This is a genomic window from Psychrobacter sp. I-STPA6b (genome assembly GCF_020662265.1).
Lineage (GTDB): Bacteria > Pseudomonadota > Gammaproteobacteria > Pseudomonadales > Moraxellaceae > Psychrobacter.
Genome location: NZ_VEWM01000010.1, coordinates 202,119 through 226,783 on the forward strand (window position 1 = coordinate 202,119; position 24,665 = coordinate 226,783).

The window sequence follows — 24,665 nt, forward strand, 5'->3', positions numbered from 1 at the left end:
ATGAACCAAAAAGCAGTTCAAACCCTACTAGGAATACTGGTATTGGCATTACCCATCAGTGCGGTTGCTCAATACCAAACCTACGTCATTGACACCTATGGCGGTGCGTCACTTGTGCCATCAGTTCGACAGCAGTTAAATGACGTATCGGCAGGGGGTAGTGTTTCGGTGTATCAAGACAAATTGGTATTACGCACTACGCCAGCGGGCTATCAAGCAGTACAGCAGTTATTAAGGCAGATTGATACTGCGCCACAGCCTGTTTTGGTTGCGGTGCGAGTAGGCACAACTACCAATAGCACAAACAATCTTAGCCAAGGGCAAGTGTATATTAACCAGTCTGGTATCGCTGTTAATGGACAATTTGCCAACCAGCAAAGCAGTGCACAACAAAATAGCCTGTATCAGGTGCAAACGCTATCAGGCAAACCTGCCAGTATCAGTACCAGTACACTGTTAGCCCTAGCTCAGCCCAGTCAAAGTTTGCTATATACTCAAAATAGGGTGGGTTATCATCAACCACAGATACAGATTCGTATCCAAAATCAGCCATTAGTAACTATCGACCAAGGTATCTCGGTTGTTCCCAAAATATTGGCGAATGGACAAGCCGAAGTGTCTATTTTACAGTCGCAGGCATCACTGACGGGTAAGACGAATGTGCCAGTACAAACACAGCAGTTAAATACACAGATTATAGTACCACGTGGGCAGTGGGTAACGATTGGTGAGGTCGTGCAGAATACACAGGGGGGGAGTAATAGTAGCCAATATGGCTTAAGCAATCAGCAACCAATACAAATTAAGATTGATTAATATAAAGGTTGCTGAAAGTATAGAAGTTTGAATAATTACCTTACTAATGAAACATTATTACTGATGTTTTTAGGCTTTCACAGTAACTGGCTGTTTTTCTCGTTGCTTAACGACCTTACGTACTTTTTCACGCGCACGGGTTTGTTTTAGCCGAGAAAGATAATCAACAAACAGTACCCCATTTAAATGATCCATCTCGTGTTGGATACAGACAGCAAGCAGACCATCGACTTCCTCAGTAAACTCATTACCCTCACCATCAATTGCCTCAATACGAACTTTGGCAGGGCGTTCTACTTTGTCGTAGACATCTGGTACAGAAAGACAGCCTTCTTCATAGGGCTTTTTATCTTCTACCAAAGGCGTCACTTTGGGATTAATAAATACTCGAGGTGCTGAGCGATCATCAGACAGATCCATTACAATAAGCTGAATATGGCGATCGACCTGTGTGGCAGCCAAGCCAATGCCTTTGGCATCATACATGGTCTCAAACATATCTTTTATGAGAGTCTTAATTTCATCGTCAACGACTTTGACAGGCTCTGCAATGGTGCGAAGACGAGGGTCAGGATAGCTTAAAATTGGTAATAACATAGTCTTTTTAAATCGAGTTGATATTATGGTGTGTTTGTTATTATAAATGATATAAGGACAAAAGTGGCATAAGTCAAGTAAATGCCGATGATAGCTTTAGCTAAACATAAAAAAGCGAACGATTGATAAAAACGTTCGCTTTGGTGTTAGGTACAAATAAAAGCTTATAAAAGCACAGTGAGATAAAGAAACCTCACATAAGATAGTAAATACTATTAGACTTTGCGTTTGCCAGTGACTATCTCATAGATAAACAGTAGAACGATTGCGCCAATCACAGAAAATGCTAATCTTGTAAAGCCACCGTTTGCATCAATACCAATAACACCTGCTAAGAAACCACCAACGACAGCACCAGCAATACCAAGGATAATGGTCATTATCCAACCCATCGCATCATTACCCGGCTTAATAGCACGAGCCAGTAATCCTGCGACAAAACCTACAATAATTGTCCAAATAAAGCCCATTTTCCACTCCATAATTCAGTTAATATTTGCAATTATTGTAAGCAAAAATGACTGATTAGAATAAGGGCAAATTGTTAAACTTGTACAACCTGTGTTTTTTTTTATAGGGAGAAGTATAAAAATATTAGTTATTCCGTGATAAAGCAATATAACCATGACGGATGAATATCAAAGACGATAAGTCAGTCTATGCTTGCTCGGTTAGCATCTTAATAATACGCTGATGGATACCTGAAAAGCTACCATTAGACATAATAATAACAGCATCATTGTCACCAATATTATCTTGTAGATAATGAATGATAGCATCTGTATTATCAAATACTTGCTGATGATTTGTGGTGTCTGCTTGAGCAATAATGTCGTTTAACCCCCAAGACAAATCTTTTGGTTCATACCAAAGGACATGGTCAGCCAGCACTGCAGACTGTGCTAAATTATCCTTATGAATACCAAGCTTCATGGTGTTGCTACGTGGCTCAATAATTGCCCAGATTTTTTTACCTTTCAGCTTCTTTTTTGTACCATCAAGAGTGGTGGTAATAGCAGTTGGGTGATGGGCAAAATCATCATAAACTTGAATACTGCCAGTGGTCGTTGTGATGTCTGCAATTTTTTCCATACGCCGTTTGATGCCAGTAAAGGCAGATAATGCCTGACAAGATTGTGCAACCTCAATGCCAATATCAAAAGCAGCTGCCACAGCTACTAGCGCATTATTCACATTGTGCAGACCGCTCATATCCCAGTGGACATCACCAGACTGTGATGCTTGGTCAGTGTCTGTAGGGTGATACCAGATACGAAACTGACTACCATCCTCTTGTAGTAGCTCAGCATGCCAGTCGTTTTTGCTATCCGTATCATTCTTATGTAGGCAATCTAAGTGAGTTCGCCATATGGGTGTCCAACAGCCTTTTTTGATGGTTTCTTCAAGGCTAGGTGTATTGGCAGGCATGATAATTTTGCCATGACTTGGAATCATACGAATCATATGATGGAACTGAGTTTGAATGGCATTTAAATCGGCAAAAATATCCGCATGATCAAACTCTAAATTATTTAAAATGGCAGTGCTTGGGCGATAGTGGACAAACTTGGAGCGCTTATCAAAAAAGGCGGAATCGTACTCATCTGCCTCAATCACAAAATAGCCTCGTCCATGCTCACTGTCTGTGCCACCTAAATGGCTACTATGAGTGAAGACTTGCTTGAGACGCTCATCATCAATGGCACTAACTTGTGGCACACCACCGATTAAAAACCCTGTATCAATACCAGAATATTGCAGTATCCACGCCAGCATGGTGGTGGTAGTGGTTTTACCATGAGTGCCTGCGACGGCTAATACATGACGATGTTGTAGCACTTGCTCTGCCAAAAACTGAGGGCCAGAAGTATACGGCAAGCCTGCATCGAGCATATATTCAACAGCTTCAATGCCACGTTTCATAGCATTGCCAACAATGACCAAGTCAGGTGCTGGGTCTAAATGTGAGGCACTGTAGCCTTCTTGGATGTGCACACCTGCCTGCTCAAGTTGAGTAGACATTGGAGGATACACGTTAGCATCTGAACCCGTGACTTGATGCCCAAGCTCACGAGCCAGTAGTGCCAGTGAACCCATAAAAGTGCCACAAATTCCTAAAATATGAACGTGCATAGATACAACCTTAAAAAAACGATTTAACTAAAAACTATCTAACAGAGAGGTTTTGATTATTTTGCATTTTGTGGACGAAAAATACGCCATGCAATTAATAAATTAATTAATAATAAAAAACTAAAGAAGATGAGTGATTGCTCAGGGATACTCAATCCCAAAAAACGCCATGAGATTGCAGCACACTCACCTGAGCCAGATAAGACTTGTTGCACAACCTGTTGCATGGGTAAGGCATCAAGCCAATAATCTAATCCTGGGCCACAAGATGGCACTTGGTCAGGTGGTAGATGTTGTAACCATACATGTCGTGCTGCTACACCAAGGGACCACAATATACCTAATATAGAGCCTAACCATAAAAATAGACGTATACCACGTTTTTTAGGTGCAAAAATCGCAGCAATTAGGGCAAATATCCCCATCACCATCAAACCAATACGCTGAAAAATACATAATGGACAAGGTGCAAGCCCTAGATGTTTTTGTAAAAATAATAGAGCAAACCCCATCCCTATCATAGTAAACAATACTAAAAGGGCATTTAGCCCCCGATACGTCAGTAGGTTTTGTTTTAATTTTTGCATTCTTATCACCTTATCGATTTTTATATATGTGTACCTGCCACCTGCCTATTATCGGTATGCTTGTAAAAAGGTCTGAAAATCAGGTGCATCAGCTTGCTCTAGCTCTTCTTGTTGCATCCATGACTTTTCAGCCAATACTTCATATTTTGCTTGTGTATTGGGGCTAAGTGTCTGTGCCATGAGGCTCTGATGATGTTGTTCTGCCAGTTGATGGCCCAGCTTCCACGTACTGCCCAATCGCTCTGTATCAGCCAAAATCTGTGCTGATAACGTTGACTCTGTATGGGTGGCACGTCCTAACATTAAGGTCAGAGCCGTGCGGTAGTGGTTGTTTTTATTACGAGCATCTAGCAGTGTTGCTAAAGGTAGCATATTTTCCAAATGGCTTAGCATCCACTGCTCAAAATTTACCTCGCCCTGTTTAGTTAATATCGATAAATTTGGTTCTCGACCAGAATTAACGACACGCTCTAGATTCTCTGCCAGTAACGCATCTTCATCTGGTAGAAGTTCTGGTGAGTCTGTTAATAAGCAATACAGAGCCAATACTTCTAAAAAGCATGCCGTTGATAGACGTATTCCAATATCACTGTATGGATCTAAATCAATGGCGCGGAATTCAACATAAGCGATGCCTCTACGCTCTAGTGCATCGCTAGGTGCTTCATTTGTCTGTGCAATTTGTTTAGGGCGAATGGGGCTATAATACTCATTCTCAATTTGTAAAATATGATCATTAATTTGAATCGGTTCACCCGCATCATTTTCCAGACCTAATTGGCTAAACTGTGCAAATGGCGTATCGATCGCCGCACGTAACCCTTTAATGTATTCTGGCAAGGTGTTATAGCGGATATCGAGTTGATCTTGTACGCTATTGGTATAGCCAAGTTTGCCCATACGAAGACTGGTTGCATATGGCTTATAATACGTGGTTTTATTTAATAGAGCCAGATCGTGCTGGCGACCAGTCAAAAAGCAAGGACAAACAGCAGGACTAGCACCAGTTAGGTATAGAACCAAACTGCTTAAACGTTTAAAGTTGCGAATTAGGGCAAGATATTTATGATTTTTAAAATCAGCCAGACTTTCTGTTGTTGCCAGCTCTGCCTGTGAAGACTCATGTTGTTGCCATGCAATAAATAGCTCATCGGCAAATGACAAGTTGTAATGTAGCCCAGCAATGGTTTGCATCCGGCGTCCATAACGCACACCCAGCCCATTTCGATACAGAGTTTTGAGCTTACCAATATTTGATGTGCCATAATCTGCAAGTGGAATATTCTCATCTTGAGATGCCAACATACAAGGCATAGAAAGTGGCCACATCAGCTCATTATTCTTATCTAAAGCCTGTGCGACTAAGATATGTAGCTCACGCAACATGGTTAAAGTATCAACAGTGCTTGTTTTGGGTGCAGTGATCAGCTCTAGTAAACTTTCAGAATAGTCTGTGGTGATATAAGGATGTGTTAATTTAGAGCCTAAGGATGATGGGTGCGGTGTTTGTGCCAAAAAGCCATCAGGTTGCATGCGCAAACCTTCTTTTTCAATACCTCGTTGCATACCATCGAGATGGTGGCTTTGTAACCATTGGGGAAGGGTATAAGTTGCAAAATTCGTCATTGAAAACTCACGCTAGTCAACTAGAGGGTATGTTTATAGTTAGTAACACAAGATTACTACTAAAAGATATTGGCACTCAGTTTACCGTACCCTTTCCTAAAAAACATCCATGAGAGTAAAAAAACTTAAATTCAAAAAATAAAAAAGTCCTTACCATCACTAGTAAGGACTTTAAGTTAAGATGATATTAATACTAATTAAGCACAAATCATCTTATGAGCTATAGCTAATCTTACGAGAAGTCTAGTTCAGTTTCGAATGACTTCAATGTGTGACGTGCCATAGCAAGGTTTGATTTTTGACGATCTAGTACTAGGTACAAGAATAGGTTTTCGTTACGTACTAGTGGACGGATCAAGTGGTACTGTTTACCTAGAGTAATTAGGATGTCTTCGATATTGTCATTTAGACCTAATACGTCTGCAACCTTACGCTTAGCACGTACTACTTCGGTGTTACCAGCAGCAGCAAGTTCAAGGTCAATACCTGTACCTAGAGCAGCAAGAGAAAGACCAGATTCACTGTCAACTAGTGCAGCAGCGATAAAACCATCAATTTCATTTAACGAATCTAAAGATAACTTAGCCATAAGGCGCTCCTTATATGTATGAAGTTGTTTTATTGTTATGAAAACAACAGAAGAAAATAAAAATTAGAACATTTATAATAACTTAAATAACAAATTATAAGTGTTATGTAAAACATATCACATGTTGTAGAAAGTTTAATAAACCTTCTACAAATATATTTTATCAGACTTATGAGAGCAATTGAAACATATCTGTTTGCAAAAGCAAATACAAATTTTACTAAATATGACTAAATGTAGATTTTTAGTGTTTATTGGTATTTATTTAAAATAGTTGAGCCAGCGTGGCTTGAGGGCTATTGTTAAAGCAGGCATCTGTTTATTAATTTATTAATAGAAAAACAGCTATTTCATTAAATAATACTTTAAATAAAAAACGTATGTAATCCTGAGTCTTTTAGTCGGATATTCCCTAAAAAAATATCATTCTTATTCAAACATATTTATTTAATATAGACAACCTTAAAGTTATAATTAAGGAAAAAGAAAAACATTTTGATTTATTTTTAAGTTAATCTTTATATTAAATGGAGAATGAAGAGCCACAACCACAAGTTGTGGTGGCATTAGGATTGCTAACAATAAATCTTGCCCCTTCTAGCCCTTCTGTATAGTCCACAGTCGAGCCTTGCAGATATTGGTAACTTAAAGAGTCAACCAATAGGGTCACGTCTGCATTGGTAAAGCTGGCATCATCTTCGCCGACTTCTTCTGCAAAGTTAAAGCCATAAGAAAATCCAGAGCAGCCACCACCAGTGACATAAACACGTAGCATTAAGTTATCATCACCTTCTTCAATGCGTAGGCGACGGACTTTATTGGCTGCGCTATCAGTCAGTGTAATGGTTGGGTTCATAGTGTCCTCACGATCAACATAAGTAAATGCTAGGGTGTGTCGTCATGACATGAATAATTTGCAATTGGCGAAATTGTTGTCAGACAAGGTAAGTTTGCAGTGAAATTAAGTATATTGATAAAAGCTCATATGCTTGCAGATATTCTAGTATGGGATATTTGCAAGTATAACAAAGGCGATCAATTTGTTGTCTTGGCTGACCATTTTCTATTATATCGCAGGCTGATTATAGCATAATTATATTTTTGCACCTTAGAGCAGTTGTATGACAATTTTATCTAAGTGTAGATTGATAAATCCTTTGCCTATCGTTATGAGCTTTGAAATAATAGCAGGTTGATTGAATGATAAGGTAGTGATAGGTGTCATGATAGAGTTTAGTGCAGTAAGTGTACGCCGTGATGGGCGATTATTGTTTTCAGAGGCGACATTTCAGATTCACCCCGGACAGAAGGTGGGGCTAACAGGTAATAATGGTACAGGTAAGTCGACTTTATTTGCTGTGTTACTGGCTCAAAAAGGCATCAGTGAGATGAGTGTAGATGCTGGTCAGGTAAGTATACCTGCTGGATGGCAGATTGCGCATATGGCGCAAGAAGTAGCAGGAAGCACCCAGTCAGCCATAGATTATGTACTCAGTGGTGATAAGGAGTGGTATGAAATTAATCGGCAATTAGCAGATACACAGGGACTATCGACAGATACCATTACGCTTTTGCATCAAAAATTTGATGACATTGATGGCTATCGTACGCCTGCACGGGCAGCACAAGTTATGGCTGGTTTAGGATTTACGACACAACAACATGAGCAACCAGTGAATGACTTTTCGGGTGGTTGGCGCATGCGCTTAAATCTGGCAAAGACATTGATGAGTCGTGCTGATTTATTATTGTTAGATGAGCCAACCAACCATTTGGATTTGGATGCTATTTTGTGGTTAGAGGAGTGGATTGCGAAGTTTACAGGGACAGTTTTGTTAATCTCACATGACCAAGCCTTTTTAGATGCCACAGTTGGGCATATTTTGCATATTGAGCAGGGTAAGCTAACTTTATATACAGGCAATTATTCACAATTTGTGCGTACTCGTAGTGAGCGCTTGGCACAGCAACAACAGGCATTTGAAAAACAGCAAGCAACACGGGCGCATCTGGAAGATTATATTCGCCGTTTTCGAGCCAAGGCGAGTAAAGCAAAGCAAGCACAAAGTCGTATTAAGCAGTTAGAGCGTATGGCAGATTTGTCACCTGTGATGGCAGACAATCCGTTCTCATTTCAGTTTTATCCGCCCAGCCATATGAGCTCACCATTGATTGATATGCGTCAAGCAGATATTGGCTATGATGAGCAAGCACTGTTGTCAGGTGTTACGTTGCAAATTACACCAGAGACTCGTATTGGGTTGCTGGGTATGAATGGTGCAGGAAAATCAACGTTAATTAAAGCACTGGTGGGTGAGCTACCTTTGTTATCGGGGACATATAAGGTATCAGATACTTTAAAAATTGGTTACTTTAATCAGCATCAGATGGATAGTCTGGATGCTGAAGCGACACCAATGCTGATGTTGAGGCGAATTGCTGGTAAGACATCAGATGCTGATTTGCGTTCATTTTTGGGTAGTTTCGATTTTCGCGGTGAGCGTATTGATACAGCAAGTAAGTTATTTTCTGGTGGAGAGCGTGCCAGATTGACGTTAGCCCTTATTGTTTGGCAACGTCCTAATGTCTTGGTACTAGATGAACCAACTAACCACCTAGATTTACAGATGCGACAGGCTTTGACTTTGGCACTGCAAGGGTTTGCTGGTGCAGTGGTGCTGGTATCGCATGATCGTGAATTGATAGCAAATGTTTGTGACGATTTATACTTGGTACATTCAGGTAAGCTTCAAGAGTTTTCAGGAGATGTGGCAGACTATGGTAAATGGCTATCTGAGCAACGTAAGTCAGCAGCAAAAAGTGAGGGCGAAAAAAATGCTCAATCTACCCAAGATGTGTCTGCAAAAAGTCTAAATACAGAGGCTAAGCCTCCAGTAGAGACTCTTAGTAAAGAAGAGCGTCGGCGTCAGGCTGCAGAGATACGTAAGCGTACAGCACCTATTCGCAAGCGCATTGATAAAGCTGAAGCTGAGCTAGATACAGTGAATGATGCGTTAGCGACACTAGAGCAGAAGTTAGCAGATACCAGTCTATATGAGGATGAGCGCAAATCTGAGTTACTTTCATTACTTGATGAGCAGGCAAGTTTGCAACAGCGTCAGAGTCAGGTAGAAGAAGATTTGCTACTAGCAATGACAGAGCTAGAAGAAGCAGAGATGACGGAATAAAGTATGCTCAGCTCTAGTAGACTGTGGGCTAGAAGCGTAAAAACAATGCCAATATGACAGCAAAAAGTTGCATAATTGTAAAATAATTTATAAAAAGCTTGCTATATTATTGGTATTTTGTAGAATCACTATAAGGTTACATGTAGTTTTAATAATTTGTTTGCTTAGAGACTGTAATAGTAAGATTTGAAAAAAATTATTCGTGGTATTTTAAAAGAGTAGAAATTCATATGAATGTACTTTGATACCTCTTATATATTATTGAGAAAATCTTTTTATATGGTTTAGTTTACATAAAATAAGATTATGGATAGCCTAAAATTTAGATGGTTTTATAATCAAAATAATTGATTATAAGATGTTATAAAACACAATTACTTGATTTACAAGTTAAAGGATTACTTATGTTAAAGAAACTTGCAGTAGCTTCATTAATGGTTGCACTACTTCCTTTCTCAGCAGCAAATGCTGAACTTAAAAAGCACGACACAGGTCGTACTATTGAACAAGTTTATAAGCAGTGTGGTATTGGTGGCGCATTATTTGGCAAATCAAGTCCAATTTTAGCCATCATCTCAAACGTAACTTGGGATTTGGGTACAACAGCAGCTATTTCTGACTCAATGTCTCCAGACACTTGCCAAGGTGGTGATGTGAAAGCTGCTGTACTAATCAAAGAAGCTTTCCCAAGTGTTGAGCAAGATTTAGCTGCTGGTCAAGGCGCTCATTTATCAGCCCTTGCGAATGTTGCAAGCTGTGATTCTATGAATGCAGTACGTGCAGAATATGGTGTATATACACAAAGCTCTGCATATCAAAATGCAACTCAAGACCAAAATGCTGAAGCACTATATAACATCGTTAGCCAAAAATGTGCAATGTAATTTGAGTTTTTGCTAAGCCTGTTGATATGATGATATTTATATCAACACCAGTCTAGAAATAAGGAGCATAATGCTTTGCCAGATGTTTTGCTAATGAAATATATGCGCTTTATTTCTGCTAAAAGACTGAATAAAAAGCATACCAGTATTCTCTCTGGTGTGCTTTTTTCATCTTTGTGTCTATTGACTGCGACTCAAAAGATTTATGCAATCCAGACATCATCTGATGTATCTATCAATCAAGCTACTATTCATAAAACCACTATTAATCAAGCCTCTACAAAGCAGGCAACAAATGGTCATAACACACTTCATGATATTAATCATCGTGCATCTCAACAACAGATTGATATTTCAGCCATTGTAGATTCTGATGCTACCTTACAAGCCTTGGCGAATCATCACCAGTGGCAACATCTACTATTTTATAAAAATAATAAGCCCGAAGTCATTTCAGCAGACTTTTATCTGTCTGCACCAACGGCACAAAGCCGTCAAAATTTTAGTCCTTATCAAGAGTTAATAGCAACGCTAAAAAACAGTAATAATCCAGAGGTGGTGTGTCGCTTTCCTGCACGCTATTTTTGGCTCAACCATCAGTTACCCAAGTTATCTGTGGATTTAAAAGCTTGTCCACAACTGCCAGAGACTTCTGAAAAAATCAGTTTGATATTGGTTAGTAGCTACCTAAAAAATCCTGCTTCAACGTTTGGTCATGTTTTGATTAAAACTCATGACTTCATAGATGAGTCAGGCTCTTTTGCCATACCTGAACATCAACTGTCCTCTGAGGATTTATTAAATAATTCGTATAATTTCGGAGCGCGCATCCCTGAAAATGAGAATGGGGTTATGTATGCCATTAAAGGGTTGTTTGGTTGGTATGATGCAGGATTTTCAGAGTCAGAGTTTTTTAAGCAAGATGCCGTATATTCCAAAACTGAACAGCGTGATATGTGGGAATATGTGCTTAATCTTGATGAGTTTAATACTCAATTATTAAATTATCATTTATACGAAGCTAAGTCGGCACGCTTTGACTACTATTTTATTAAGCAAAACTGTGGTTATCGCTCAGGAGAGCTGTTAGAGCTGGTTAGTGATATTAAAACTACCCAACGCACATCACCTTGGTATGCACCAGACTTTGTTTTTGATCAGCTTGTTGAGTATAGTGATGATAAAGGTAAACCATTGATTGAGTCTGTGCGCTATTTGCCATCAGAGCAGACCCAGTTACGTCAGCAGTTTGTGCAATTAGAAAAACCCTTGCAAACAGTGATTAATGACTTTATCCGTCAAGAAGATATCAGCGTATTAGAGACATTAAGCCCAGATAAGCAAGCCTTGGCATTGGAATTTTTGATTAGCCATCGTAATTATAAGTTGTCGCAAGATGATACAGAGCATGACCACGCTATCAAAAAGCAACTGCTTAGTAAGCGTTTTATGTTACCTGCAGGAAAGACACTAGCTGATTTACCATTACAAAATAAGCCTTCTCCAGCACTCAGTAATAAGACCAGTCAGGCGCATGTCTCTTTGAGTACAAAGGATAGCCAATTTGGCGTTGCTTTATTTGTTAAAGACCCACTCAATACCTATACAGACATTGATAAACGCTTTAAGGCAGTGCAACTGTCTGTGCGCTATGATTATGATAAAAGTAAACCTGAGTTTGATGAGTTTGTATTTTTGGATATGCAACAGATTGAAAATATGGCTCAGCCGTTGGCAGGTGAACCTAGAATGTCTTGGCAATTGCAAACAGGTGTGAAGCCAGACTTATTTGAACAAGATAAGCACATTGCCTATGCGCAGGCAGGTGTGGGTATGGGGGCAAAATCAGGTGAGCATCTGCTTGGTTATGGGATGGTCAATGCCAGTGTACATGACCAAGACAGTCATTTAGATGCCAGTTTAGAGCTGGGTTTGCGTATCAAAAATCCAAAGCAACAACAGCAATCAGCGCAGTTATCTTATATTGCTACCAAGCGAGCCAGTCATGAGGTTGTGCAACAAGCACAACTAACCCTTCGTCAACAAATTAATAAAAATAATGATATTCGTCTAGTGGCAGACTATATACATCAAGAACAACCAGATAATAGCCAAAAAAACCATAATCAGAAAAACAATAATGATAGCTCACTAAGTGTGGTATGGCACCATTATTGGTAAACTGTGTTTAGCAAACTGAAGACCTATATTTATTTAGACTCTATATAAAATCACTACTGTATTAGATTTGCTTGCAGTCGTATATGTTTGTCAGCATGTCTCTGTTTTATAGCGATTTTATTTTGAGCTAACAATCATCTATATTAGGATAGTCATCATAACAGAAAAAGATAGTCAATTATTATAGTTGAAGGACAGTATGATGGTACATTGACAGATGTGTATATTGTAGGGTGATTTGCTCCACTTATTAAATATAACTCTTTAAACTAGAGCAAATGCCCATAAATAGTAAACAAGTATTTTTATAATTTATTGTGATAAATAAGGACAAACAACATGGCAGAAAAAAACTACTATGACATCTTGGGGGTAACAAAAGAAGCATCAGAACAAGATATCAAAAAAGCATATCGCAAATTGGTGCGCAAATATCATCCTGATGTCAGTGACCTACCGAATGCTGATGAAAAGATTGCCGAAATTAATAATGCTTATGAGACACTGAAAGATAAAGAAAAGCGGGCTGAGTATGATGCCATGCTTGCCAATCCATTCGCAGGTCAAGGTGGGTTTGGTGGTGGACGTAGTACAGGTGGACAAGGGGGCTTTAATTGGGAAGATTTGAAAGGTCAGTTTGGTGAAGGTCAAGCTTTTGGTGATGGTGGCTTCCGTTTTGATGATATCTTTTCAGCGTTTGGCGGTGGACGAGGTGCAGGGCATCAGGGTGGCGCAAGTTTTGAGCAAAAAGGACAAGACCAACATGCAGAAATTTCTGTGTCGTTATCTTCCGTTTATACAGGTGACGAATACAGCATTAAGCTAAATGTTCCTGTGCGTCAGGCAAATGGTCAAGTGAGCCATGAGCAGAAAACACTTAAAATCAAAATCCCTAAAGGTATCACCGAAGGTAAACAAATTCGCCTAAGTGGACAAGGCGCTGCAGGTATTGGTGGGGGTGCAAATGGAGATTTATTTTTAAAAGTTAGTATCTCTCACCCAAGTAATATTCGTTTAGAAGGTGCAGATGTTTATCAGACAGTGAATATTACGCCTTGGGAAGCAGCATTGGGTGAGAAAATTAATGTGAGTACGCCAGCAGGAACATTGGGTGTCACCATTCCTAAAAACAGTAAGTCTGGTAGCCATTTGCGTATTAAGGGTAAGGGCATTCCTGCAAAAACAGCCGGTGATTTATACTTAACCCTACATATTGTTAATCCAACAGTAAATACGGAGGCACAGGCAGAGGCGTTTCGCACTTTACAGTCAACATTCCATGATGTGCAGATTGAGCGCTAGAGAGACAAATTAAGAAGTCGAATAAATAAAAAGGATAAAAAACTATGCAACATTCAGCAGAATTAAATGACATTATCATGAGCCTTGATGAACTGGTGACAGCCTGTGGACAAGAGCGGTCGTGGGTGTTGGCATTGATAGATGAAAATATCATTACACCTGATGTGGATATTGATAAGGTACAGGAGCTAGAAACAAGCAAAGCATCCACGCCTACATCTGCACAAAATGAAGTATATTATCAGCATTTCTCAGGCTATCAATTGGCGACAGTCAGGCGAGCCTCGCGTCTTAGCCGTGACTTTGACGCTAGTGTACCTGCGATTGGCTTAATCTTAGAGCTACTGGCAGAGGTTGAGCAGTTACGTCAGTTTAAACGTCAGTTTGAGCCACAAAGTACACAAGTTATTGAGGTTAAGTGGGATTAGAGGAAGAGCTATCATGACACGATAAGTTGATAGTGGTAGCTGGACATTTTAGTCTTTCATTTCTTGGTCAAAATAAAAAGCATCGTCATATTAAATGACGATGCTTTTTGTTTTACAGATAGTGTTCAATAGACTTATAGACTGACTCTAGCAGTCGTCAGACTAGCGAGCATATTTAGGGTCAGCGGCTGCGGTAAATAGTACATCGGTAGAAGAGTTAAGCGCTGTTTCTGCTGAATCTTGGATAACACCAATGATAAAGCCAATAGCAACCACTTGCATTGCTATATCATTAGGAATGCTAAACAAACTACATGCTAGCGGAATTAGCAATAATGAACCACCTGCTACCCCTGACGCACCACAAGCACTAATTGTAGCCACCACACTCAGTAGTAATGCTGAGCCAAAGCTGACCTCGATACCCAAGGTATGAGCAGCAGCAAGAGTTAGAACGTTGATGGTAATTGCTGCACCAGCCATATTGATGGTCGCTCCCAGTGGCAGAGTAACAGAGTAGGTATCTTCATGCAGACCAAGCTTGCGCGCTAAGTTCATATTAACAGGGATATTGGCAGCAGAACTGCGGGTAAAGAAGGCTGTAATACCAGATTCTTGTAGGCAAGTTAGCACCAATGGATAAGGATTTTTACCAGTTTTGACAGCGACAATAACAGGGTTAACCACTAAGGCAATAAACAACATACAGCCAACCAAGACTGCCAAGATTCTTGCATATCCTTCCAGTGCCTCAAATCCAGTTTCGGCAACTGTATTGGCAACCAAACCCATAATGCCAAGTGGTGCTGTGGCGATGACCCATTTGACCACTTGCGAGATGGCATCAGAAAAATCTGCTACAACACTACGAGTACTATCACTTGCATGACGTAGTGCAAAACCAATCACTAATGCCCATGCTAAAATGCCCATATAGTTTGCATTGGCAATGGCATTGACAGGGTTTGCTACTAAGTTCATTAATAGTGTGGTTAATACTTCTTTTAATGTAGCTGGTGGGATTTGCTCAATGGTACTGTTAACTAGAACCAGATTGGTTGGAAATAAAAAGCTGGCTGTGACTGCAGTCAGTGCCGCTAAAAATGTGCCAAAAATATATAAAATTAAAACAGGTTTTACATAAACCTTATTACCTGAGCGATGTTGGCAAATGGCAGCTAGCACCAGCACAAAAACCAAAATAGGAGCAACGGCTTTTAATGCGCCAACAAACAATGTGCCAAGCAGACCTAGGGCGATACCAACAGAGGGAGCAAGCCAACCAATTAGAATCCCAAGGATAAGACCGATAATAATCAGTGGCACAAGCCCTATGCGCTGATATAGTGTTACTAGTGAATTCATGAGCAATCCTTATGAGAAAAAAGATACTAAAGTAATACAGTGGGGCAGGATAGTAGCATTTTTTGCGTATTAGCAAAATCATTAATATGCTTATGACACTATTATGAAAAAGCTCTGATAGTAAAAATACCTGTCTATAGCCATGAAATTCTGTATTTTAGCTTAAATTTAGCAATGATAATCATTTGCATATTAACTATAGAGTCATATTTAAGAAACATAAGAGCGGTTTTTAGTTGAGTATTTAGGCGTTAGATTGAGACGGTCATATTATGGTAATGATAATCATATATAAACAAATATGGAATAAAGTAGATATATAAGAACACCATGATAATAAAAGTATTGTTTGCAATTTTTATCTTTATAACTTGCGTTGCTGTACCATTAATTAAATGGGCATTACCTGCCATCATTCCCCATTATCTAACCCTATATTATCAATATGATCGGGTTGATGGTGTACTTGAGCGTAAGTTATTTGGACTGCTCACTCTCAAAAAAATAGCCATTAAAAATGTTCGTTGTATCAAAGTTTTAACTGAGCGTTCTAGGGAAAATTTAGGTAATAATGTAGATGAGCATTTAGATAGCAGTCATTCAGATAATCATAGGGAAGGGAAAAAGAGCGCTTATATACAAACAAATAGTGGACAGATTGAGTTAAAGGGTTTTGCAAAACTGACCAATAGGGAAAAGGTTCGCCAAGTTAATCAACAAATTTCCCAGCTACAGCAAACAGGTGAGTCATTTGTTATCAGTGATTTTCATGCTGGTGGATTGGTGTTTTCTCTTGGCATTGTAGGGATGGTATTTTTGTTTGCTGTATTGATGGACAAGAGTATGCTACCAGAATATAAGCAGATACTAAAAGGAGATTTTTCAGCACTCTTTGGAAATGATAAGCAACCACAAACTCTAGAAGAGCTACGAGACAATTTGCCGGAGTTTGGATTTGGCTTTAGTAAAATGGGTGCTGAGGCGCAGGATGAGGATAACACGCCAGTCATTCATAATATCATTAATCCTGTATCGGCAGAGCCAGAGTCTACAGTAGGTAATGCCTCTGATATTGCAAATGAGGGAAGTAGTGCTGAGGTGGCTGATGGTGAATCAAATCATGGCGAGCCGCATAGTAATCAAGTAAATGATGAGCCAACCGTTGTGAGTGGTCGCAACTTGCAAGTACCACCAGAGTTTGGCAATGACATATCACATATGGATTTTTGTCGTTATAACACCATCACCTATCAGCCAGATACGCGACAAATTCAGATGTTTGGCAAAACCAGTACAGACCCACAGACAGCACACGATATCATTGTACCGACAGTGAAGGGCAGTCGTTGGCAACCAGTCGACCGTATTCGTCAAGATGATGCGGTGGCGTTATTTTTGGATAGGGAAGATGGGGCGACATTGGATTATGTGATTACAGCAAAAGGAGCCTGTATCATGACCATTAAAAATATTGATTTTGTATCCAGACCACAAAAGTCGTGGTAAGCCTGATAAGACTGCGTGTATGCAATCGGTATTATAACTAAAATAGGTGTTAAATAGGCGTTATAACTTAAAGTGATTAAGTGCAAAGCCTAACTGCTGATAAAATCTATATTTTTCCCGTCCTTGTTGTACGCTGGCATCATCAGGTGCGATGATTTCTAGCAGACGGTTGGGTTGGTTGTCGCTATGTTGTAGGTTTTTGATGGGTTGCTGTGCTAGGTTAATCAATAAGTGAAACTTCTGCTCTGGATGCGATGTGGATTGATGTTGTTGGGTATGGATAGCATATGTCGTATCGCTACTGAGTAAAATCGGGGCAGTATTTGCCGTAGTGATAATATTAGTATCATTGTTAATATCACTAATGTCTGTATCATTTACTGTGTCAGATGCAGTGATAAGTGTATGTGGTAGAAAGCTGGTTGCTGAAAAACTCCATAGTTTATCATCCAGTTGTTGTAACCGAGCTTCATCATCATCAATGATAAGCATACGTGTGCCTTGCTCACTTTTTTGCTGAGCCGTTTGGATAAGGTGACACACAAAGTCCACCAATGCCTCAGCATTGGGGACTTTATGATGGCTTAATAAATAAAAGCTAACTTGCATCGCTAAGGTACGATTTATGCTTGCTCTTGCGTTTGTGAGTCTTGAGTATGGGTTGCAAGATTTTTTAGGTATTGCATAAATAGTGGCACTGGGCGACCCGTTGCCCCTTTTTCTTTGCCTGAGTTCCATGCTGTACCAGCAATGTCAATATGCGCCCATGCTTGACCTTCTTCGATAAAGCGAGATAGGAAGCAAGCAGCAGTGACTGAGCCAGCAGGACGACCACCGATGTTTTGCATATCGGCGATGGGTGAGTCAAGCTGAGACTGATAAGCATCATCTAAAGGCATATGCCAGACTAAATCACCTGATTGCTCACTGGCATTTTCTAGCTCAAAAAGGACATCTTCGTTATTACTATAAACGGCAGAGCGGACATGACCCAAGGCAATGACACATGCACCTGTCAGTGTGGCAACATCAATGATGGCTTTGGGCTGATAGCGTTGTACATAGCATAAGGTATCTGATAATACCAAACGCCCTTCGGCATCTGTATTCATAATTTCAACTGATTTGCCATTCATGGCTTTAACGATGTCACCAGGGCGAGTAGCACGACCTGAAGGCATATTTTCAGCACAGGCTAATGCACCGACGACATTAATCGCTAAGCGAGCTTCACATAGGGCTTTTATCGTACCAAGTACAGATGCTGCACCGCCCATGTCAAACTTCATCTCATCCATACCGGCGGCTGGTTTTAATGAGATGCCGCCAGTATCAAAGGTAACACCTTTACCGACCAAGACGATAGGGGCATCATCTGTGTTCGCTTCTGTGTTTGCTTCTTCCACTTGCGCTTTTTTTGATTTTTTGCTGCGTGGCAGTTTGTCTGCAACAGCATCTTTAATACTGGCAGCAAAACTGGCAGTCATATTGGTCGAAAACTTTGATTTACCTTGATATTCTAGGATAATCAACTGTCCATCACGCTCTGAGCCTTGGGCAACTGATAAAAAGCAGTTCATACCAAGTTTGCTCATTTTCTTTTCATCAAGTACGGTTACTTTTAGTAAATCCGGATAAGATTTTGCCAAGGCTTGAGCTTGCTCTGCCATATAGGCAGGGAAGCAGATGTTACCCGGCTCATTTGCCACATCACGAGTTAGGCTTTGTCCTGAAAAGACAGCCGTGGCATAGTCAACGGCATCTTGATAGTCTTGCTGACTGACTAAGACAATGTTTTGCAGTACAGCAGGGGGTTGCTCGGATTTATACTTATCAAAACGGTAGCTTGCGTTTAATAGTCCAAGGACAAACTGGGTAAATTCATTGTTATCAAAAATATCACCAGTAACAAGGGTCAGTGTCTCGACACGTTTTGCCATGGCTTTATAGATGGCAGTAGCGACTTTTTGTAGGTTGGTGGTGGTCAGTTTGTTGCTATCACCAACGCCAACTAATAGCAGTTGTAGTGGGCTTTTTTTGCTATCACTGGCGAGGGCATAGTCTGCAACTGTCTCGCCAAGCTTACCTTTAAAGTTTGCTACTTCTATAAGGTTATCAATACGTGACTGATAGGCATCTATTCCAGCAACATCACTGGTGCCAAGCAGTTGATTATCTTTATCTAATAGTACAACTAAGCAGTTGGCATTGGTGGGTGTGGCTTTTTTTAGCAGTTTTTTGCCTTTGCTTTGGGGAAGCTGTTTGCTAAGCTCAATTTTCATTGTTACTTGTCCTTAATTTAAAAGTTTGATTGAATGAAATCTAGTTAGTTAAAAACTTAGTCGCATAAATTGCAAATAAAAGTCATAGGTGATGGTTATGATACCAAACTGATGATGGCTTATACATGGCTGTATATGGCGATAATGATAATTAATGTTAGGTCAAAGTTACAAAAACCAAGGCTGAGCAACAAATTTATTATTCGTTATATTTGTAAACACTTTTCACAGTCATTTTTATCAAAACATGCTAGCATTAGCGGTTAGCAAATATTAAGAATCTATATTCATCACCCATAATGGCGGCTTTGTTTTTAAAAATCCCCTAATTTTGAGTGATGAGTATAAGCTCTCAGCCAACCGCTAGAAATAAGAGATTTCCTGTGATATTACGTCAATATATAACCCGTCAAGTTGCTTCTACCACTGCGATTGTTTTGGGATTTTTGGTGGTTTTACTACTGGGTGGGCGTTTGATTCGTTACTTTGGTATTGCGGCTGAAGGGCGGTTAGATGTTGGGCTGTTATTTTCTATTATTGGCTACAACTTACCTTATTTTTTAGAGTTGATTTTGCCACTGTCTTTTTTTATTGCGTTAATGTTGGTATTTGGGCGTCTTTACGTTGACCATGAGATGGCAGTGATTAATAGTAGTGGTATTTCACGTGGTCAGTTAGCACGATTGATGATACCTCTAATCTTGGTTTTATTTGTGATTGAGGCAGGAACTTCACTGTTTGCAAAGCCTTGGGGCGTGCGTCATTCAGAGAATATTTGGCAACAGCAAGCACTGTCTAGTGCGTTTGATTTGATACGTCCACAGCAGTTTATCAGTAGTGGGAACTATCATCTGTATGTGGGCAGTCTCAGTGATGATAATAAGCAGTTGCAAGATGTGATTTTGGTGCAAAATGGAAAAAAAAGTGAAGCAGTCGCTGATGCGGAGGCTGATTCAGTAGAGACAACAGAGAATAGTGATACCACAGTAAATATAAGTGAAGAAGATAATAACAAGCATAGTGCAGTGGATACCAGTGCTTCTTCTGATGTTTTAGCAAGTTTACCATCACTTCCCAATCAGCTAGAGCAGAATGACACGCTGATTTTGGCAAAACGTGCCGTTCAGGTAAGTGCAGAAGATGATAGCCCAACAGCACAGTTGGATTTATATCAGGGTCGGCGCTATGAAATAGGTGCAGATAGCTTAGTCTATAATCAGGTCAGCTTTGAGCGTTATCGAATTAGTATAGATAAACCCTCTAGTGAAGTCGTAACCAGTGATAATGTTAGCGCTCAACCGTTATCTTTAGTGTGGCATCATGCAACTCAACCTAACTCATCCTCACCTTCAGTATCTTCTTCAATATCTGAAGCTCGACTGCCTGCTCAAGCAGAGTTGGGTTATCGCTTGAGCCTGCCTTGGTTGATGATTATTGCACCAATGCTAGCAGTGCCATTGGCTCAAGTACGTCCAAGACAGGGGCGTTGGTTGCGATTATTACCAGCATTGTTGATTTTTGTGAGTTGTGCATTGGTTCTTATCTCTTTGAAAAATATGGTCATCAAAGGCTCCGTTAGTGTTTGGATGTATGCAGGTGTGGTACTGGCATTTATGCTATTGGCACTATATTTGAACTCAGCAGGTCGTATCCATCATCGGTTGCGTTTAGGATTAAGCCGTCAGCACACAGGAGATGATAATACAACGGAGGCGCAGGGATGATCTTATCGCGCTATGTGAAGAAAAATGCGTTCTTTGCCATCTTAGGTGCGATTATTGCACTTTGGGGACTACAGATTATTTTTTCCTATTTAGCTGAGCTAGAAGATGTTTCTGATAGCTATACTTACTGGCAGGCATTGCAGTATATCGGCTATCGCTCTCCACAGTTTTTGGTACAGTTTATTCCTACTGGTGCATTATTAGGTGCAGTGGTTGGGTTGGGGTTGCTGGCAAATAAGAGTGAGCTTGTGGTGATGCGGGCTGCTGGTGTGAGTATTTATCGCATTGTATTATGGGTGCTACAACCAGCTTTATTGTTTGTATTACTGTCTTTGGCGATTAATCAGTTTGTATTACCGCAAAGCAACCATTTAGCAAACCAGATTCAAGAGCCAGATACGGCACTATTAGCAAAAGTCAGTGGTTATTGGACAGTGCAAAATCATATAGATGATGCAACAGGTGAGCCAGTAAGTAGTGATATTGTATTTATTGATTATGCTGATGTGAGCGGTAATATTGGGGAGGTAAAGCGTTGGCATTTAGATAAGGATAATAATTTAACGGCGGTTTCTAAGGCATCGGGTGGTCAGTATTTGACAGAGCAAACGCAGACAGCTCAAGGTGCGGATACAAGGGTCTTATATCAGTGGCAACTGCAAGATGTTCAGCAGATATCACTATTAGCCCCACAAGCAGATATCACAATGGAAAATATTAATGATGTACCCATTGCCAATCTACAGTCTACCCCACAAGATACCATCGCATTACCGATTGCACCAAGCTCAGTATATTTGCTGACACGTCGCCCAACCTCACTGTCATTGACTCAGTTATATGACTATTATCGCTATAGTCAGAGTCAAGGGGTAAGGTCGCTTGAACATGAATTATTATTTTGGCAAAAGCTTTTATCACCATTTTCTATACTGTCATTGGTGATAGTGGCGTGTTCTTTTGTATTTGGCTCGCTACGTACGCATAGTCTTGGTCTGCGTATTGTGGTTGCGTTACTATTTGGGCTATTTTTTAGTTATTTACAAGACTTGTCAGGGTTTGTGGCACTGGCGACAGGCGTATCACCACTACTGATGGTGATATTACCTATTATTGCCAGTGCTTTGCTCGGATTGTATTTGATTAAGCGCCAGCGCTAGGTTGTGTTAAAAGACAACTTATAACTGTCGGCTGGCAAGTTTGAATATGTACGCTATGTTAACTTGTTACAGTTACTCTTTGATGGCACGAGTAATGGTATAAGTCTTGCCTTGTTTTACCTTATCAGCATTGCCAAAAACTTCGGTAAATGCTCGTTTCATAAATTGGCGTAGCCCATTAATGGTGACCACATAAAAACGTCCACCTTCACGCATTTTGCTATAGGCATCTAGCAGGTATAGGTAATGTTGCTCTTTGCTGACTTTGGCAGGTAGGTTTGACATCACAAGGCTAAAGTCTTTACTGGCATCGACATGATTAAAGCCGTTAGACAGATGCACATCGACATTATTTAGTCCGTTTTTTTGGCAGTTTTTGCGGGCGTATTCTACTGCCATAAAGTCTTTATCAATCAGGGTATGTTGACCTTGCGGGCACTCTCTAGCAGCAGTCATGCCTAGCACTCCATAGCCACAGCCTAAATCTATTGAGTCATCATCTGCTTGAAAGTCCACATAATCAAGCAACATTAGGCTACCGTCATCAAGCTTTTCTGGTGAAAAGATGCCCCATGTAGTAGTAAAGTGAAAGGGCTTACCGAGTACATCTTGGGTAAAAGCGATATCTTCACGCCAGCGTTGGGCTTTGGATAGGAGTTCAGAGTTTGGGGTGTGCATGGTGTGTGCCTTAAATTAAAAACAATAATAGGTATTATTATATAGGCAATGCGATATCTGAGCTAATGCTATGCTGTAGTTGTGGTGATTTTAATGTAGGTCATGCCAGATTACAAAGAAATCAAACGCAAACTTGATGATATGGTGGAGATGTATCTAAATGAGTAGGAGATAAAACAAGAGGAGAGAGAAATAGCAATCAATATTTGGCGGTGAAGGAGGGATTCGAACCCTCGATACGCTATTAACGTATACACACTTTCCAGGCGTGCGCTTTCGACCACTCAGCCACTTCACCAATTGATAGTTATTCTAGTTGATTATTATTTGTGAATAACAGGTGGAACATTATATCGAAATTCAGTCCAAATGTCACCTGTCAATCCTATGAATGCTACGGATTTACTGCTTTTTGTATATAACACATTATATACGACAAATAGTGTCGTTATTTGCTTTACATACAGTAACTATGCCTGTTAGCATACCGTTTCTTCATTAAGTGATGGCATACCATACATAGCATCAAGAATAGTAATTACTTTTACAGGGTTGGTGTGTTGATTTATTACTTTGGTATTGTGAGCATGGTTTGCTGGTGATAGGCAATGTGCCTATTTTGCTTCTTCTATATTTTAAAATTTAAAGGTATGTTTCTTCTGATTCCATTATCTCAGTATAACCAACGATTCTATAGGAGATGTGGCAGGATACATAGACCACATCATCTACATAAGCACCTATGCTACTTATTGCTTATCTGTTTGTTCTTCATATCTACTGGGGCATCTGCCAGTGGTTTTCAATCATGTCTCAATCAGTTTTATGCAGGGTCAACGCCAGACTATCTGAATGAAAAAGTTACTCGTAATAGTGTTCCTTTATGTTTTCAGGGGTTTGCCACATTATACTCTGGTGTATCGCGTACGCCAATTTGGTCAGCTGAGCATCTGACCCGTCAGCGCCTGATAGATGCAGAAGCGGTGGGTAGAGAAGATAATTTTCATGAAGAAAGCCGTTTACCAGAATCAATGCGAGCAAAGCTTAGTGATTATCGTAGCTCTGGATATGACCGTGGGCATTTAGCTCCCAGTGCAGATATGGCAAGTCGTGCTCAGCAGTATGATAGCTTTAGCTTAGCGAATATTGCCCCACAGTCCCCTCAGAATAACCGCTATGTGTGGCGTAATATAGAGACAGTGACTCGTTATTTAACCAAACAATATGGTGAAACTTATGTGATTACAGGGGTTACTTTTTCAGGAAAAAAAATCTCCCAGCTACATCAACGAGTTTTAATACCGACACATTTTTTTAAGGCGGTTTATATCCCTGCAACTGGTGAGGCAGGGGTGTATTATGCGCCTAATGATGAGACAGGGCGTATTGAGGTCATCAGTATTGATGAGTTGGCATTGCGTACAGGTATTGATGTTATGCCTGCCTTATCACCAATTGCAAAAGCGCAAGTAAAAGAGTTGCCTTTACAAGTCAGTGATATTAGAGATGATACACAAGATATACCAGAGCAAAATGAATGGTGGTTACAGCTTATTATTGAGTTGGTAAAATGGATTGTGAATGAATTTTTTTAAAAATATTGGTTTATGATTTAGACT

The 24,665-nt window shown here is 40.0% G+C and carries 21 protein-coding genes and 1 tRNA gene; 10 read left to right on the top strand and 12 right to left on the bottom strand.

Annotation, left to right across the window (positions count from 1 at the left end):
* Positions 1-816 (top strand): hypothetical protein, encoded by an 816-nt coding sequence (locus FHK88_RS01170; protein ID WP_227428950.1) that lies wholly within the window; start codon positions 1-3, stop codon positions 814-816.
* A gap of 69 nt (positions 817-885) precedes the next feature.
* On the opposite strand, the gene def is transcribed toward FHK88_RS01170, so the two are convergent.
* The 7 genes from def to erpA form a co-directional block, all read right to left on the bottom strand.
* Positions 886-1,413, bottom strand: coding sequence for a peptide deformylase (def, locus tag FHK88_RS01175; protein ID WP_227428951.1), 528 nt, complete (start codon positions 1,411-1,413; stop codon positions 886-888).
* Positions 1,414-1,628: 215 nt separating this feature from the next.
* Positions 1,629-1,883 (bottom strand): GlsB/YeaQ/YmgE family stress response membrane protein, encoded by a 255-nt coding sequence (locus FHK88_RS01180; RefSeq protein ID WP_227428952.1) that lies wholly within the window; start codon positions 1,881-1,883, stop codon positions 1,629-1,631.
* A gap of 187 nt (positions 1,884-2,070) precedes the next feature.
* A complete protein-coding gene (gene mpl / locus FHK88_RS01185; protein ID WP_227428953.1) occupies positions 2,071-3,546 on the bottom strand; it encodes a UDP-N-acetylmuramate:L-alanyl-gamma-D-glutamyl-meso-diaminopimelate ligase in 1,476 nt (491 codons plus the stop codon).
* A 56-nt stretch (positions 3,547-3,602) separates the two neighbouring features.
* On the bottom strand, positions 3,603-4,133 hold the full coding sequence (locus FHK88_RS01190; RefSeq protein WP_227428954.1) for a disulfide bond formation protein B: 531 nt from the start codon (positions 4,131-4,133) through the stop codon (positions 3,603-3,605).
* Between the two features lie 48 nt (positions 4,134-4,181).
* A complete protein-coding gene (gene gshA, locus FHK88_RS01195; protein WP_227428955.1) occupies positions 4,182-5,759 on the bottom strand; it encodes a glutamate--cysteine ligase in 1,578 nt (525 codons plus the stop codon).
* A 232-nt stretch (positions 5,760-5,991) separates the two neighbouring features.
* On the bottom strand, positions 5,992-6,348 hold the full coding sequence (locus tag FHK88_RS01200) for a roadblock/LC7 domain-containing protein (protein WP_227428956.1): 357 nt from the start codon (positions 6,346-6,348) through the stop codon (positions 5,992-5,994).
* A 523-nt stretch (positions 6,349-6,871) separates the two neighbouring features.
* A complete protein-coding gene (erpA, locus tag FHK88_RS01205; protein ID WP_227428957.1) occupies positions 6,872-7,204 on the bottom strand; it encodes an iron-sulfur cluster insertion protein ErpA in 333 nt (110 codons plus the stop codon).
* 367 nt (positions 7,205-7,571) lie between these two features.
* On the opposite strand from erpA, the gene FHK88_RS01210 reads away from it, so the two are divergent.
* The 5 genes from FHK88_RS01210 to FHK88_RS01230 all read left to right on the top strand — a co-directional run bounded on the left by FHK88_RS01210 (position 7,572) and on the right by FHK88_RS01230 (position 14,331).
* On the top strand, positions 7,572-9,536 hold the full coding sequence (locus tag FHK88_RS01210) for an ATP-binding cassette domain-containing protein (protein WP_227428958.1): 1,965 nt from the start codon (positions 7,572-7,574) through the stop codon (positions 9,534-9,536).
* Positions 9,537-9,940: 404 nt separating this feature from the next.
* The gene (locus tag FHK88_RS01215) at positions 9,941-10,420 is read left to right on the top strand and encodes a DUF3015 family protein (protein ID WP_227428959.1); all 480 of its coding nucleotides are present in this window, start codon (positions 9,941-9,943) and stop codon (positions 10,418-10,420) included.
* A gap of 75 nt (positions 10,421-10,495) precedes the next feature.
* Positions 10,496-12,601 carry a DUF4105 domain-containing protein gene (locus tag FHK88_RS01220; protein ID WP_227428960.1) on the top strand — a complete coding sequence of 702 codons (2,106 nt, stop codon included), beginning with the start codon at positions 10,496-10,498 and terminating at the stop codon, positions 12,599-12,601.
* A gap of 339 nt (positions 12,602-12,940) precedes the next feature.
* The gene (locus FHK88_RS01225) at positions 12,941-13,903 is read left to right on the top strand and encodes a DnaJ C-terminal domain-containing protein (protein WP_227428961.1); all 963 of its coding nucleotides are present in this window, start codon (positions 12,941-12,943) and stop codon (positions 13,901-13,903) included.
* Between the two features lie 44 nt (positions 13,904-13,947).
* Entirely contained in the window at positions 13,948-14,331 is a 384-nt protein-coding gene (locus FHK88_RS01230; RefSeq protein ID WP_227428962.1) for a chaperone modulator CbpM, read from the top strand.
* Positions 14,332-14,493: 162 nt separating this feature from the next.
* Here FHK88_RS01230 and sstT read toward each other — a convergent pair whose 3' ends face one another.
* Entirely contained in the window at positions 14,494-15,696 is a 1,203-nt protein-coding gene (gene sstT / locus FHK88_RS01235; RefSeq protein ID WP_227428963.1) for a serine/threonine transporter SstT, read from the bottom strand.
* Positions 15,697-16,026: 330 nt separating this feature from the next.
* Between sstT and FHK88_RS01240 the strand changes: the two genes are divergently transcribed.
* A complete protein-coding gene (locus FHK88_RS01240) occupies positions 16,027-17,202 on the top strand; it encodes a hypothetical protein (RefSeq protein ID WP_227428964.1) in 1,176 nt (391 codons plus the stop codon).
* 60 nt (positions 17,203-17,262) lie between these two features.
* Here FHK88_RS01240 and FHK88_RS01245 read toward each other — a convergent pair whose 3' ends face one another.
* Together FHK88_RS01245 and FHK88_RS01250 are read right to left on the bottom strand one after the other, a co-directional pair.
* Positions 17,263-17,811 (bottom strand): DNA polymerase III subunit chi, encoded by a 549-nt coding sequence (locus FHK88_RS01245; RefSeq protein WP_227428965.1) that lies wholly within the window; start codon positions 17,809-17,811, stop codon positions 17,263-17,265.
* Between the two features lie 14 nt (positions 17,812-17,825).
* Entirely contained in the window at positions 17,826-19,484 is a 1,659-nt protein-coding gene (locus tag FHK88_RS01250; RefSeq protein ID WP_227428966.1) for a leucyl aminopeptidase, read from the bottom strand.
* 338 nt (positions 19,485-19,822) lie between these two features.
* Here FHK88_RS01250 and FHK88_RS01255 point away from each other — a divergent pair, with 338 nt between their 5' ends.
* Together FHK88_RS01255 and lptG are read left to right on the top strand one after the other, a co-directional pair.
* Entirely contained in the window at positions 19,823-21,208 is a 1,386-nt protein-coding gene (locus FHK88_RS01255) for an LPS export ABC transporter permease LptF (protein WP_264480571.1), read from the top strand.
* Complete coding sequence (gene lptG / locus FHK88_RS01260) at positions 21,205-22,368, top strand: LPS export ABC transporter permease LptG (RefSeq protein WP_227428968.1); 1,164 nt, start codon at positions 21,205-21,207, stop codon at positions 22,366-22,368. The genes FHK88_RS01255 and lptG overlap by 4 nt, the downstream gene beginning before the upstream one ends.
* A gap of 72 nt (positions 22,369-22,440) precedes the next feature.
* Here lptG and FHK88_RS01265 read toward each other — a convergent pair whose 3' ends face one another.
* Positions 22,441-23,046, bottom strand: coding sequence for a class I SAM-dependent methyltransferase (locus tag FHK88_RS01265; protein WP_227428969.1), 606 nt, complete (start codon positions 23,044-23,046; stop codon positions 22,441-22,443).
* 207 nt (positions 23,047-23,253) lie between these two features.
* A tRNA-Ser gene (locus FHK88_RS01270) sits at positions 23,254-23,344 on the bottom strand.
* A gap of 466 nt (positions 23,345-23,810) precedes the next feature.
* On the opposite strand from FHK88_RS01270, the gene FHK88_RS01275 reads away from it, so the two are divergent.
* Positions 23,811-24,641, top strand: coding sequence for a DNA/RNA non-specific endonuclease (locus FHK88_RS01275; RefSeq protein ID WP_227428970.1), 831 nt, complete (start codon positions 23,811-23,813; stop codon positions 24,639-24,641).
* The last annotated feature ends 24 nt before the right edge of the window (positions 24,642-24,665 follow it).